Here is a 13,105-nt window from a genome sequence, read left to right on the forward strand (position 1 = left end):
CGTGGACGAGATCAACAACCGTCCCATGCGGGTACTCGGCTACCGCACGCCGGCCGAGGCATTCACCGACGAACTGCTAGAATTAGCCGACAAACAAGGGCGTTGCACTTCTAAATAGACAACGGGCGCTCATCGCGTGCCTCCGCCGTGCTGTATGGTGTGGTTCATGGCTTGGCTTCTTTCGTTTCTTGCCGGCATGTGGAACGTCGTCGCCGGGATCGGCGTGGTCGCGGGCATCCTCGCATTCGGATTCCAAGTGCAGTCGTGGATCGTGGACCGGCGGCGTATGTCCTCGGGACGGCTTGACCTCGTGTTCGCGCCGGGAGGCATGATCGAACATGACGGCGAACGCAAACCGTTCGCGGTCCTGCGGGTTATGAACGTCGGTGCAAGCCCGATCCGCATTCTCCGGATCGGGATCTCCGGTTTCACGGTTCCCGCGGAGCAGTCGAACGACCCGTTCGGCGGGAACGAACTATTGTCGCCCGGCGACGTATACCGCGTCGGCTGCATGGATTGCGGGCCGGACGCGTGCATGTACGTCGAATACGTCGACCACGCCGACCGACGGTTCATGTTCGTCCAGTACATCGAGGTCACCTCCTCCGCATATGCGTTCACCGGGGTTAGCTGGCGAAAAATACGGAAAGCGTACAAGCCGTTGACAGTGCGCCCAGGATCCGCGGAAGACGTTCCCCTGGGTCCTGCTCATCCGGGAATGCTGCGAATACGATTAGGAAGACGGCGTTCGAGAGAATGGCTGCGAGTCGTAGAGGAGGCGTTGGCCCGAGCGTCAACGCGAGGATGTTTAGACATGTCCCCGCGCCTGCCGCAAGGAGTCCGATCCAATCGGTCTCGCTAGTCATCGTGTGCTTCTGTCAGCGAGCGCCGGAGACATAGACTTGACCGAAGACTCAGTCCTCGCGATGATCTTGGAAAGCGGCATTTTGACTACGTGGGCGATTCTGGTCAACTCGTCGAAGCTGAATACGCCGCCATTGATCTTGCGGTTGAGGGAATTGCGGGGGATGCCGCAGTATGTGCCGATATCATCCTGAGTCATTCCCATCTCGGACAGAATCTCTTTCAACGCGGCACCAAACTGTGCGGATGTGGGCTCAATGTGTCCCGTATGGCACATATTGCGTCCGAGGCGCGCGAGAAGCAACTTCGGATTGTCCCATTTGGGACATATCGTGTGTTGTTTGGTTGTAATATGTCCCATATGGCAACTGGAAAGAAAAAGCCGACGGTTGAATCGAAGGCACTCTCGATTGCGATTCGCCGTGCGATGGCTACACGAGAAATGAAGACACCGGGCTTGGCCGAAGCGTCATCCATCCCGTATGGCACCATGCGCAAAATTCTTGAATTGAATACGGTTGCCGACTACGAACAGCTGAGACGTATTGCCATCGCTCTGAATATTCCTTTGAGTGAGATCGTCGCAGATGCAGAACGTCTTGCGGGAGATCCGGAGATTCGCGAAGATTATGACCGTTCTGATCCTGTTTCGTCTGTCCGGGACGACACCGACAACGAGCGCCCGCCGGAATCCGATGAGGAGGTTGCGAGGCGTGCGTTGTCGATCATCATGTACTTGGCCGCGAAGCACGATGACACCGAGGCCGAGCAGGAGGCGTACGAGGACTGCCCTAATGTTCCCAAGGAACAATAGGGCATGTTTCATCCCCGTCGAAAGCATCTCTAATGTTCCAAAACGGCGATTCGGAACATTAGCCATATGATCTCATCGCCGTGAACCCGTCCTAATGCGCCTAAGGAACAATACGATGGACTACAAAGGCATACGGCAGACGATCCACATGAGCCGGTCGAGCGAACCGGCGGAGACGGTCGCCGATAGGGAATACGAGCAGCGGCTCCACGGGTGGAGCACGTTCCGCTCCGGCATCACCCTGCGCGGGCATGAACTGTTCGTCGTCAACTTCCGCGAGCTCGCCACCGTCATGGACGGCATCCGCGAACGGGAGACGCGGGTCGCGGCATTATGGGACGCGCTGCCGCCGATCGCCAGACGCGCGTACCTGTACGATCTCATCGGCGAGGAGATGCAAAGCACCAACAGCATCGAAGGCGTGCGATCCACCCGACAGGAGATCAGCCTCGCATTGGAAGCCGCCACGGAACGCGGAGGACACGCGCGGTTCAGCGAGTTCGCCCGCCTGTTCCTCGCGCTCAGCGACGACGACCCCGCACGCTACGCGCTGCCGGAAACGCTCGAGGACATCCGTGGCATCTACGACAAGGTCGTCGCCGGGGAACTCGACGACAACGACAAACCGGACGGCGACCTGTTCCGCAACGGCCCCGTGTACATCGACGAGCCGGCCACCGGGCGACGCATTCACACCGGCATCACACCGGAATCCGAGATCAAGGTCGCGCTCACGCAATGGCTCGCGCTCACCCGCAGCCGGGACGTGCCGCCATTGATCCGTGCCGCCATGTGTCATTTCGCGTTCGAGTACATCCATCCGTTCTACGATGGCAACGGTCGTACCGGACGGTTCCTGTTCGCCCTCCAGCTTCGACAGCATCTGAGCGTGCCGACATCCATCAGTCTCAGCCCGGTCATCTCCGACGGCAAGAACCGGTACTACAAGGCGTTCGAGGACGCGCAGCACCCGTTGAACCGTCTCGACGCCAGCCTGTTCTCATATCGGATGATGCAGTTCGTCACGGATGCGCAGAACCGTATCATCGACGACCTGAACGAGAAGCGCGCGCGTCTCGCCCTGGCGTTCGCCCGTCTGGAATCGATGCGCGAGGACAAGGGCTGGGATGATGCGACGGCGAACGCGATCGCCATACTCGTGCAGGAGGAACTGTTCGGCGTGCCTCCCCACACGGTCACGAGGACGCAGCTCATGGAAGGACTCTCTCTCGGCCGCAAGAAGGTCGCCCAGATCCTCGATCTGCTGGAAGCCGACGGTGTCATGGCCCACGAGGGCATCCGCCCCGCCCGCTACTTTCTTAATCCGGACACCAAGGACGGACTGCTGCGCGGCGGCGATCATCCGGAGGCGCCGCGGTGATCGACATCAATACGGCGGCCGAACGCATGTGCCGTGTAATCATCATCGACGTCCTGTCCGCCGGCTGACAGGACGTGTACGACGCCGGACAGAACGTCATACTCATGGCCGACAACCTGACACCGATTCAATGCGCGTGCGTCCTCGCCCACGAAATGAGCCGTGCCCGGCACGGCGACAAAGGATACAAATGCGACACATGGACCGAACGGCGCGCCGACATCGAGGCCGCCCGCATGCTCATCGTCCCCGACGAGTACGCGGGCGGCCGAACAAGTCTGCGACAACGAGGTCTGGCTCGCCCATGAACTCGAGGTCATGGGCGAGCCATCCGCGCATACCGTGAATGGCTCCACGACAAGGGCCTATAGGATTTTTGCCGCACGAACGGCGTGCGGCCGGAAAAGAGAAGAGACAACATGAAGAAAACGAAGGCATGGCATGGGTTTCAGATTTCGTAAAAGCATATCGATCGGCAAAAGCGTGCGCGTCAATCTCGGCAAGAAAGGCGTGACCAGCGTAACGTTCGGCAAGCGGGGGACGCCTCACGTCACCGTCGGAAAGAACGGCACCCGAGCGGGCGCGTCCATCCCCGGTACGGGGATCAGCTACGAGACAAGACTCGACAATACAAGGAAAGCCAACAAGCCGGCAGAGAATCCGGCCAGACAAAGGAGAACCGCCATGAGCAACGAAGACTCCGACATTGCATCCGAGCCGTCGACGCGGATCATCGACACCACGGTCTCGCCACAGGCCACGTTGCCAGCGCCAACGGGACTGCCGGTCACGATGCCCCCTCCCGGCGACGGAGACGACGGGAAAGGCGGCAAGGGGTCCGATCCCCGCAACGTCAAAAAGAAAAACGGATGGAGGAAGATCCTCCGAATCATCGCATGGGTGGTCGCGTTCCTGTTCACGTTCCTTCTCGGCATAGGAGCGGGAGGAGCATCGACGGCGAATACGGCCGGCGATCCGACAACCACCACCCAATACAAGGATCTCCAACAGCAGCTCGTCAACCAGCAGGAGAAGGCTGACGACGTCCAACGCCAGCTTGAAGACCTCAACAAGAAAGTCGGGGACCTTGACGCACTCCAGAAGCGCCTCGACAAGCAGAAAACCAAGCAGGAGCAGACCAAACAGGAACTCGACAAGCAGAAAACCGAACAGGAGCAAACCCAAAAACAGCTCGACGAGCAGAAGGCGAAGCAGGAGCAGACCCAGCAGCAGCTCGACGAAAAACAGCAGGAGCAGGATCAGAAGCAATCCGAACTCGACGAGAGGGAAAAGAACATAGCCCAGCGCGAGGCCGAAAAGAGACAAAAGGAGCAGGAAACCATACAGGCCGCCCAGCAGCAAGCGCAGGAGGAACAGGCCAAAGCGCAGGAACAGGCCCAAGCCGAGCAGCAGACCACTGTCGCGCCTCAACCGACCCAGCAGGAGACAACGCCGGCTCAGCCTGACGGCAGCGGAGTGCTGGTAGCCGTCTGCAAGGACGGCACGCAGTCCACATCCTCGCCCGGCGCACGCGACTACAGGGGTATGTGCTCCCATCACGGTGGCATCGCCCAGAAACTGGGCCGACAGTAAAGAAGAAAGATCGGTAACAGACAAAAATCCCCTTCCGCACGCCAATGCGGAAGGGGAACAAACGCCGGAAGGATGCGCCAACATCCGAACCCGGCAACCAAAGCAAACCCGAGAGAAAGAAGAAAGGAGGCCTCTTCGCCTCACCATCATACCGCGCACGCGGCGATGGCAAGGACGAAGCATGCCCGTTATGTGGTTATTCGTCTTCTATTTGGATAGGAGCGTACAGGTACAGGCGATCCGTTGCCATTGGCGTGAACGTCTTCGACCGGATGTGGTACTCCGGATCGTCCCCGTCTGACCCTCGTCCTCGAACCCAAGGTCGGAGAACAGGCGGATGCTGGCGGTATTCCGCGGATCGATCTGCGTCAGCACATACGGTTCGCGGTTGTTGCGAGCGGCATCGTTGGCCATCCATCGCAGCACGCAGTCCAGCAGGACCGCGCCGAGATGACGGCCACGTTCGCTCAGCGCGGTGGCGATGAACGAGATGGCGTAGTCGCTGGCCTGCGGGGATGCAGGGTCATAACCGAATTCGCAAAACCCGAGGATGGGGGCGGGCGTGCCGCGCATGATGGTCCGCGACCTGTGGCATACGGCCGCGAGCCTCATGGTCCGGGCGGTGCGAACGTGAAGGTAGTGCAGCACCGGCTCGGCCACGCGTCGGCCGCGATGACCCTGGATGTGTACGCCGACTTGTTCGCGGACGATCTGGATGACCTGTCCCGTCGCATGGGCGATCTGCTCGTCAGGGAGAATGTGGGCAAACGAGATGTCGGAAGCCGCGTAATCCAAGCGGCAGTAGTGGTTTCGGGCGCAAACGCCGCGGGTTCGAGTCCCGCTGGTCCGACCAGAAAGCCCGGAATTATTGGAATTCCGGGCTTTCTCATGTTTTGCGATATATCGTATTGCAGGGAACCGTCACTATGTCACTTGGCGAACGGCGCGGAGGCGTCGTCGAGTGCGGCTATCTCGTCGGCCGTCAGGTCGAGCGTCACCGAGCCGATAAGCGCCGGCAGCTGTTCGGGCGTACGGGCGGACGCGATCGGGCCAGCGACCTGCGGACGGTGCCGCAGCCATGCGAGCGCGACCGTCGCGATCGTCGTGTCATGCGCCTTCGCCACCGCGTCAAGCGCGTCGATCAGCGCGAACCCGTCGGCGGTCAGATAGTCGGCGACCATGCTCTGACGCGCCTTGCCTTCCGCGTCGGCGGCGGAACGGTACTTGCCGGTCAGGAATCCGGCGGCCAGCGAGAAGTACGGAAACACGGCGAGGTTCTCTCGTGCGGCCACCGGCGCGAGCGTGCGCTCGTAGTTGCCGCGGGCCACGAGATTGTAATGCGGTTCCAACGCGACCGGCAGCGCATAGCCGTGCTCGCGGGCGATACGGAACCATTCCTCGATACGGTCGGCCGTGTAGTTGGAAAGCCCGATCGCGCGGATCTTGCCGGCCTTGACCAGTTCGTCGAACGCGGCCGCGGTCTCCTCGAGCGGCGTGTTCTTGTCGTCGAAGTGCGCATAGTACAGGTCGATCACGTCGGTGCCGAGACGTAGCAGCGACTCGTTCGCCGCAGCGATCACGTTGTCGTGCGACAGGCCCTTGTACTGCGGGTGCTCGCTCACCTTCGTGGCGACGACCACCTTGTCGCGGTTGCCGTGCACGGCCAGCCAACGGCCGAGGATGATCTCGGATTCGCCGCCCGCATTGCCTGGCGCCCACGCCGAATACACGTCGGCGGTGTCGATGAAGTTGCCGCCGGCCTCGACGTATTCGTCGAGCACCGTGCGGCTGGTCGCCTCGTCGCTCGTCCAACCGAACGTGTTGCCGCCCAACACGAGCGGGAACACCTCCAAATCGCTGTTGCCCACCTTCACGCGCTGATCGGTCATGTTGCCGTCCTTTCCCGCGTCCCACACGTATGGAATCATTGCGAGCGCCGCGAATCGGCCGTCCATCTCGTATCGGCGGTGGACATTGGTTTCGCAAAACGCATCCCCATCATTCTCCCGCGATCCGGCCTCCATATGCGAGGTCGTTCCGCTGCCGGCTGAGAACAACGATGGCGAAACCCCGGCTATCGTTGACGTAAGGAATTTCGGTATGAGACGAGACAGGGGGAGTGCGACATGTCGTTGACGAGCGAGCAGCGTGCGGCGACCATCCGCGAGTTTCGCGAGAACATGGCATTGCTGGGACTGGCAGCAGAGCGGATCGGCGCGGATTTCGGAGTGTCCGGCGCAACTGTCGAACGCATCGTCGAACTGAGGTCCGGCGTGCTGGAATACCCGTGGATCGTGCGCCGGTATTTGTTGGATAAGGCCGCCGCCGCTGGTGTGGAGCCGGTGCCGTTCAGTGCGCTGCGCGGTGACCCGCACGACTACTGGTTCTTGGACGATCGGGTCATCGACGCGAACCGGCTCGACTGAATCGTGCTGATTCCCGCGACCAGACTGTTACGGCGGTGATTCGCCAAGTGATACGCTGACGCCATGTGCAGATGTTTTGCGGCCGATCTGGACTGGGACGCGATCGCGGCCCGGTTCGACGTGGATGAAGGCGACGTGAATCCCGCCGCGCTTCCGGCTCCGTCGTACAACCTCCAACCCAAGCGGACCGTCGGCATCGTGGCGGAAGGGAGGGACGGCAAGCGTCATCTGACCGGCGCGTACTGGTCGCTGATCCCGGCGTGGAGCCCGGTCAGGGAACCGGCGTATCCCACGTACAACGCACGCGTCGAGTCGGCGTGCGCCAAGCCCACGTTCGCCGATTCGGCCAAATCCATGCGCGCGGTCATCCCCGCATCCGGATACTACGAATTCCATGGTCGCCGGCCGTACTATTTCCACGCGCCGGACGACATGCCGCTGTTCCTGGCCGGACTGTTCTCGTGGTGGCGCGCTCCGCAAGACCCGTTTCCGTGGCTGCTGACCGCGACGATCCTCACCTGCCGGGCCGTGGACGGTCCGGCAACGGTGCACGACCGCATGCCGCTGCTCGTGCCGCATGACATGACCGACGCGTGGCTCGATCGCGCGGTTGCCGGTGCGTCATTGATGACGGACATGCAGAACGGCGGCACTGAGTTGTCACGTAAACTCGCCTTCCATGAGGTCGCCGCGTTCGGCCCGACGGACGATGGCCATGAACTGATTCGACCGTTGCCGCAGGTCGATGCGTCCAGCTTGTTTTGACATGGATGTCTGAGACCGGAGGAATTATCGATCACCGCTTGCCGAGGGTGACGTAGACGCCGAGACCGTCGCCGCCGAGGATCTGCCGGATCATGTCGCGTTCGTCATTGTTGGCGTAGGTGATACGCAGATAGCCGAGCCGTTCGTTTGACGCGGGACAGTCGGCCGCTACCGGTTCCACGCTCACGTCGCTGCCGACGTTGCGGATGCGTGCGATGATGTCGGCCTTGTCGTTGACCGCGGTCTTCACCTGTTCGTAGGGCGTGAGGCTGTTGCAGGGGACGCTGTTGGCGCGACGGAACGTGACTGTGCCGGTGACGGCCAGTGTCGTGGCAATGAGTACGCCCACGAGGAACGCGGACAAGACGGCGATGACGATGGTGCGGGGGCGGGATATGATGGTCATGATCGGCTCCTTGTGATTGGTGATGGTTGTGTTTGCGGCTGTGGTAGGTATGCGGCTATTCGTCGGGGTGGGAGTTGACGTGATAGACGTGGTCGCAGGCGTCGACGAGTACGGGATCGTGGGTGGCGAGGATGATGGACGCGCCTTGTGCGGCGCGTTCGCGCAGGAGCCGGATGATGTTGGCGCGGTTGCCGGCGTCGAGCGATGCGGTGGGTTCGTCGGCGAGGATGATGGACGCGTTCTTGTAGATGGCACGGGCGATGCCGAGACGTTGCTTTTCGCCGCCGCTCAAATGCGATGCGATTTCATCGCTCCGACCGGCCAATCCGGTCAGGCGTAGGGCGTTGCGGATGCGTCGCCGGTCGCCGCCGACCGCCAGTCCGATATGGTTGAGCCGCATGCTGACGTTGAAGCCGACGGTCTCCTCGTCCATGATGCCGTAGTCCTGCAGGATGAACGCGGCCTTGTCCCGCCAGAACCGTCGGCGTTGACGCTGGTTCCAGCCGGTCGTGTCGATGCCGTCGATGGCTAGCGTGCCGGCCGTCGGGGTCTGCAAGAGGCCGATGGTGTGCAGGAGCGTGGTCTTGCCGCAGTCGCTCGGTCCAGTCAGCGCGGTCATCGTGCCGGGCGTGATGTCGAGGTTGATGTCGCCGGTGATGACGTGTCCGTTGATGCCGGTTGAGAGATTCCGGCAGGTGATGATGATCATGGTGATGCTCCTTGAAGGTTTTTATAGGGTGCGGTCGTTGATCGCGCGGAACCGGCTGGCGATGGCCGTGCGATGGCAAATGGCGGAGAACAGTGCGGTGATGATCGCGGCGAGCAGTGTGATCGGAATGCCGGCCGACCGCTGTGTGGCGATCACGACGCAGACGATGCCGGCCGCGGCCAGTGCGAACAGGGTTTCCTTGAGGATCGTCGGTGCGGCGAGCCGGACGGGCGCGTATCCGGCCAGCAGCAGGGGATAATCGTGACCGGCGCGCAGGGTGGCGCGCACGTCGGCGCCGACGAGGGCGACCATCGCGAACGCGGCCAGCAACAGGATGATCGCGGCGGCCTGCATCCACGCGAAATACGCGGAGAACTGGGCTCGCAGGATCTGCGCTTCGGCGATGTACCGCACCGACACCGCCGTGCCCAATCCGGCATGTGCGACCTGCCGACGCGTGTCGTCGAGTCCGGTCAGGACGATGTTGCGCGAGGAGAGCGCGGGCGTGAGGAATCCGGAATCGGAGAACCCATCGAGATCAGGCACGACGATGAGCGTTGCGTGACGGGAGAACAGCATGTCGTCGGACCCGCCTTTGAGCAGCGGCACGGTCACGCCGTCCTCCACGTAATATCGCGACTCGGCACGCAATCGGTCGGCTTGCGTGCCGTTCTTGGCCCACGTGGCAAACTGGTCGACGATCTGTTGGGTCTGCTCGTCCAGCCGACCGGCATCCACTGGCGTGATGCCGGTCGTGGCGTCGGGGTCGATGCCGACCAGATCGAGCCAGGACCGGGTCACCAGACCGGTCACCGGCGTATCCACCATGGTTCTGCTCTCCGGCCCGTCCGTGAACGTGTACGATAATGCCGCCTTACCCTGCTGCTCCATCGCACGGACCAAAGCTGCGGCCCTCACATCCATATCACTCTGGCCGGGATCGAACGTGACGGATACGGACACCTGATCGCGCAGCCGCTGCCATACGGACTGCTCGCGCGCCGCGTCGGACGCCTCACGAAACGAAAGCATCGACGGGGCGATCACGGCCAGCGCGGCGACGAACACCACCGCTTTGACCAGCACGCTCGCCCGCAACAATCCCCGCGGCATGGGCCGCCGATCGGCGATCATGCGCGCGGACGGCCAACAAGCGGCCGACAACACCAACGTGAATGTCAACAGACAGGCGAAAACCATGGTCTCCACCACCAGCATCACACGCAGCAGATACGGCACGAACACCCTGCCACGCGACACGAGCACGCCCAGTGCGGCCACCACGTCCACGACCACGGCGACCGCCAGCATCGGCAGCATCAGACCGACCGCGTCATCATACTGAATCTTCCACGCCGGCACCCCGGCCAGCACGCGCAAAGCGCGTGATCGCGCCTTGAACGACAGCCAGAACAACACCAGCACGGCCGTCAACGCCACCGCGGCACCCACGGCGACGCGAAAACTCGACTGTTCCAACAGCATGTGCAGATCACCAGCCAGATCGTCGTCTCCGTATTCCAGCTGCACGCCCGTACTCGTCGCCCAATCGTCCAAAGCGTTGCGAGCAGAATCATCCCATCGTCCGCATACCAGATACTGGCCGCTCGCCGACGCACTGTCCAGGCGATCCGATCCGGCGACCTTGCCGTCGGGCAGACTGCCGAACCGACGGATCGACGCACCCGGTTCCAAACCCGGCAGCGCGGTACCGGCCCGCGGCACAAACACCTGCGCGTCGGTGCCATGCTCCATATCCGGCACGATCTTCACCAACTCCAAGCCGAGTGCGTCGTTCCGCTCGACCAACTGCCGCAACGCATCGGCATCATCCATCCCGTCGGGCAGCGTCACGGTGACCACGGCGGACGGATGCAACTCCTGCGGTAGGGAACGATCATGCAGATCGCACAGCACCCACGCCACGAACACGGCCAGCGCGCACATCAGCGCGGACGATACCATCAACAGTTTGCGATGCATGACGCCCCCCCTTTTTCGTACGAAACGATTTGAGCGACTTCCCGACGTTCTGATACGCCGTCGGGAATCGGCTTCACCGTACGTGCGACGAACCTCGGGTTCCAGCGATGTCCCCCGGTGAGGGACATCATGTGCGCACGCAATGCGGCGGCGGATAATGGGAGCATGCAGACGAAGAAAACCATTTCGCCGGTCGCGGTGGGCGTGACCGACAACGACGTGCTCACCCTCGGCGCATTGCGCTCGCTGCTGACCCGTATGAGCGGCATCAATGTGGCCTGGACGACCGGCGACGGCAATCATGCCATCGACCTGTGTCGCAATCCGCATACCCGACCGGACGTCTTACTGGTCGACATGTCGATGGAACCCCTACCCGGCATCGAAGTCTGCCAACGCATTCGCGCCGCCGGACTGACCATCGGACTGGTGTGCATCACGTCGTTCACGCTGCGTACCTACGCGGCACAGGCCGCTCGCGCCGGCGCACAGGCCATCGTGTCGAAAACTGACCTGCCCGGCATGTGCAACGCCATCCTGCAAGCTGCGCGCGGCAAGGCCAGTTCCTCGCCGGTCGACGGTGTCATCTTTCACGACACGGATACGTCCGACAGCGGAGCAGTCGCCGGCGAGACGGACAACGGCACGGCGACAGCGCAGGCCGGCGCAACGTTACCGGTCGCGTCGGTCGCCGATCCCGTGACGACCATGCCGTCGATGCGCGAACTGCAGATCATTCGCATGCTCGCCGACGGCATGGAAACCGAAGCCATCTCCCGATCGCTCTCACTGAGCCGCTACACCATCGCCACGTATCTCAAACGCGCCTGCGACAAACTCGGCGCACTCAACCGCGTCAATCTCATCGCCATCTGCGAGCGCAGGGGACTGCTATGAACGGCCGTACCGCACAGTCGAACGCTGCGGCCGACATCAATGTCAATGCCAATGATCCGCAGGATGACTGCACGACGGACGGCAGCGTCCGCAATACCGTCATGAATCGCCTCGCGACGATAATCATCGCAGCCTCGGCCGGGCTGACCATACCGTTCGCGGCGGCGGTGCTCGCAAACGGGGCCGTTACGATACCGTCGGCGATGATGATCGCCGTCGCCTGCGTGCTGTCGGTCGTCGCGTATTGTCATCCGCTGTTTGCGGGCTATGCCGTCACATTGGTGTGGGCGTGCGCGTGTCTGTCGCCGACGTTGGCCGGGGGAGTGTTGCTGATGACGATGCCGGTCGCGGTCGGCGGCATGCTGGCGACGCGTTGTAATACGCGGCACGGGGTCGTTGTCACAGGTGCACAACTATTGACGCTGACAGCAGGGACGATGATGGGCGTTGTGCGGGCCGCCGATGATCCCGCTGCGATGACGGCATTACTGCTGATTCCCGTCGCTCCGCTTGTGGGATTGCTCATGGCGTGGAAACAGCGGCTCGACCATGCGCGGGAAGCCGAACGGGAGCTGGAGCAGCGGCGTCGCGCCATGCTCGAGCAGGAGCGGCGTGCGGCGGCGGCCACGCGCATCCACGATCAGGTCACCAACCGGCTCGCCTATCTCATCCTGCGCATCGCCAACGATCAGGCCGAATGGGATGCCGATGCGCCGGACGCGGCGCGATTGCGCGCGGAACTGGCCGACCTGTCCGGCATCGCACAGGGTGTGCTCGACGAAACCCGCGACGTCATCGGCATTCTCGACGGCAGCCGACCGCCGGTCGTGGAGACCGCCACTGACGCCGATCCGGCCGGAGAAACCGCCATGCTGTGCGATCATCTCAACGCAGTCGCCGGGCGTCTCGAAGCGCTCGGCTTCACCGTGAACGCCGCGGTATCCGGTTCGCTGCCGCAACGCTACAGCGTCGACGCGGTCAGCGAACTGCACGATCTCATTGACGAAACCGGCAACAACATCGCCAAACACGCGCAGCCGCACACCGACTGCGCCATCCATGTCACGCTCGACGACCGGCAGGCGACGCTGACCTCCCGCAACCGCATGCAGACTGGTCCCGACCCCTCCGGCGACGCCCTGAAATCCGGAACCGGGCTACGTGCCAAAGCCGCGCGCATCCGTCGTCTCGGAGGCACGCTCGACCACACCGTGCGCGGCAGCGACTGGACCCTGTCCGCGCGTCTGCCGTTGCACGGGTAATAAGT

The 13,105-nt window shown here is 62.5% G+C and carries 14 protein-coding genes and 1 pseudogene; 9 read left to right on the forward strand and 6 right to left on the reverse strand.

All coding sequences use genetic code 11. The annotated features are described in order from the left end of the window. The first annotated feature begins 166 nt into the window (after positions 1 to 166). The 3 genes from JS541_RS12915 (at position 167) to JS541_RS12925 (ending at position 3,059) form a co-directional block, all read left to right on the forward strand. Positions 167 to 862 carry a hypothetical protein gene (locus JS541_RS12915; RefSeq protein WP_214374896.1) on the forward strand — a complete coding sequence of 232 codons (696 nt, stop codon included), beginning with the start codon at positions 167 to 169 and terminating at the stop codon, positions 860 to 862. 93 nt (positions 863 to 955) lie between these two features. Further along, entirely contained in the window at positions 956 to 1,678 is a 723-nt protein-coding gene (locus JS541_RS14920) for a hypothetical protein (RefSeq protein WP_240539368.1), read from the forward strand. Positions 1,679 to 1,793: 115 nt separating this feature from the next. After that, positions 1,794 to 3,059: a Fic family protein gene (locus JS541_RS12925; RefSeq protein WP_214374897.1), complete on the forward strand. Its 1,266-nt coding sequence runs from the start codon at positions 1,794 to 1,796 to the stop codon at positions 3,057 to 3,059. On the opposite strand, the gene JS541_RS12930 is transcribed toward JS541_RS12925, so the two are convergent. Beyond that, on the reverse strand, positions 3,038 to 3,379 hold the full coding sequence (locus JS541_RS12930) for a hypothetical protein (RefSeq protein ID WP_214374898.1): 342 nt from the start codon (positions 3,377 to 3,379) through the stop codon (positions 3,038 to 3,040). The genes JS541_RS12925 and JS541_RS12930 overlap by 22 nt on opposite strands. A gap of 121 nt (positions 3,380 to 3,500) precedes the next feature. Between JS541_RS12930 and JS541_RS12935 the strand changes: the two genes are divergently transcribed. After that, positions 3,501 to 4,652, forward strand: a complete 1,152-nt coding sequence (locus JS541_RS12935) for a DUF4236 domain-containing protein (protein WP_214374899.1) — start codon at positions 3,501 to 3,503, stop codon at positions 4,650 to 4,652. Positions 4,653 to 4,859: 207 nt separating this feature from the next. Here JS541_RS12935 and JS541_RS14925 read toward each other — a convergent pair whose 3' ends face one another. Then, positions 4,860 to 5,264: an N-acetyltransferase gene (locus JS541_RS14925; protein WP_338023646.1), complete on the reverse strand. Its 405-nt coding sequence runs from the start codon at positions 5,262 to 5,264 to the stop codon at positions 4,860 to 4,862. Here JS541_RS14925 and JS541_RS14930 point away from each other — a divergent pair. Beyond that, positions 5,224 to 5,405: pseudogene (locus JS541_RS14930) on the forward strand (tyrosine-type recombinase/integrase); the annotation flags it as partial. The gene JS541_RS14925 and the pseudogene JS541_RS14930 sit on opposite strands and share 41 nt — an antisense overlap. Positions 5,406 to 5,581: 176 nt before the next feature. Here JS541_RS14930 and JS541_RS12945 read toward each other — a convergent pair. Next, positions 5,582 to 6,541, reverse strand: a complete 960-nt coding sequence (locus JS541_RS12945) for an aldo/keto reductase (RefSeq protein WP_214374901.1) — start codon at positions 6,539 to 6,541, stop codon at positions 5,582 to 5,584. A 237-nt stretch (positions 6,542 to 6,778) separates the two neighbouring features. Here JS541_RS12945 and JS541_RS12950 point away from each other — a divergent pair, with 237 nt between their 5' ends. Continuing rightward, positions 6,779 to 7,078, forward strand: coding sequence for a DUF2316 family protein (locus tag JS541_RS12950; RefSeq protein WP_214374902.1), 300 nt, complete (start codon positions 6,779 to 6,781; stop codon positions 7,076 to 7,078). A 63-nt stretch (positions 7,079 to 7,141) separates the two neighbouring features. Then, positions 7,142 to 7,843 (forward strand): SOS response-associated peptidase, encoded by a 702-nt coding sequence (locus JS541_RS12955; RefSeq protein WP_214374903.1) that lies wholly within the window; start codon positions 7,142 to 7,144, stop codon positions 7,841 to 7,843. Positions 7,844 to 7,874: 31 nt separating this feature from the next. On the opposite strand, the gene JS541_RS12960 is transcribed toward JS541_RS12955, so the two are convergent. Genes JS541_RS12960 through JS541_RS12970 form a run of 3 tightly spaced genes read right to left on the reverse strand, consistent with a single transcriptional unit; the run spans position 7,875 to position 10,941 of the window. Next, complete coding sequence (locus JS541_RS12960; RefSeq protein ID WP_214374904.1) at positions 7,875 to 8,249, reverse strand: hypothetical protein; 375 nt, start codon at positions 8,247 to 8,249, stop codon at positions 7,875 to 7,877. A gap of 55 nt (positions 8,250 to 8,304) precedes the next feature. Beyond that, positions 8,305 to 8,958, reverse strand: coding sequence for an ATP-binding cassette domain-containing protein (locus JS541_RS12965; RefSeq protein WP_214374905.1), 654 nt, complete (start codon positions 8,956 to 8,958; stop codon positions 8,305 to 8,307). A 21-nt stretch (positions 8,959 to 8,979) separates the two neighbouring features. Beyond that, positions 8,980 to 10,941: a hypothetical protein gene (locus JS541_RS12970; protein WP_214374906.1), complete on the reverse strand. Its 1,962-nt coding sequence runs from the start codon at positions 10,939 to 10,941 to the stop codon at positions 8,980 to 8,982. Between the two features lie 129 nt (positions 10,942 to 11,070). Here JS541_RS12970 and JS541_RS12975 point away from each other — a divergent pair, with 129 nt between their 5' ends. Then, positions 11,071 to 11,838: a response regulator transcription factor gene (locus JS541_RS12975; RefSeq protein WP_214374907.1), complete on the forward strand. Its 768-nt coding sequence runs from the start codon at positions 11,071 to 11,073 to the stop codon at positions 11,836 to 11,838. Further along, positions 11,835 to 13,100 carry a hypothetical protein gene (locus JS541_RS12980; RefSeq protein WP_214374908.1) on the forward strand — a complete coding sequence of 422 codons (1,266 nt, stop codon included), beginning with the start codon at positions 11,835 to 11,837 and terminating at the stop codon, positions 13,098 to 13,100. The genes JS541_RS12975 and JS541_RS12980 overlap by 4 nt, the downstream gene beginning before the upstream one ends. Positions 13,101 to 13,105: the final 5 nt, after the last annotated feature.

The sequence above is a fragment of the Bifidobacterium sp. SO1 genome, from assembly GCF_018555335.1.
GTDB lineage: Bacteria > Actinomycetota > Actinomycetes > Actinomycetales > Bifidobacteriaceae > Bifidobacterium > Bifidobacterium simiiventris.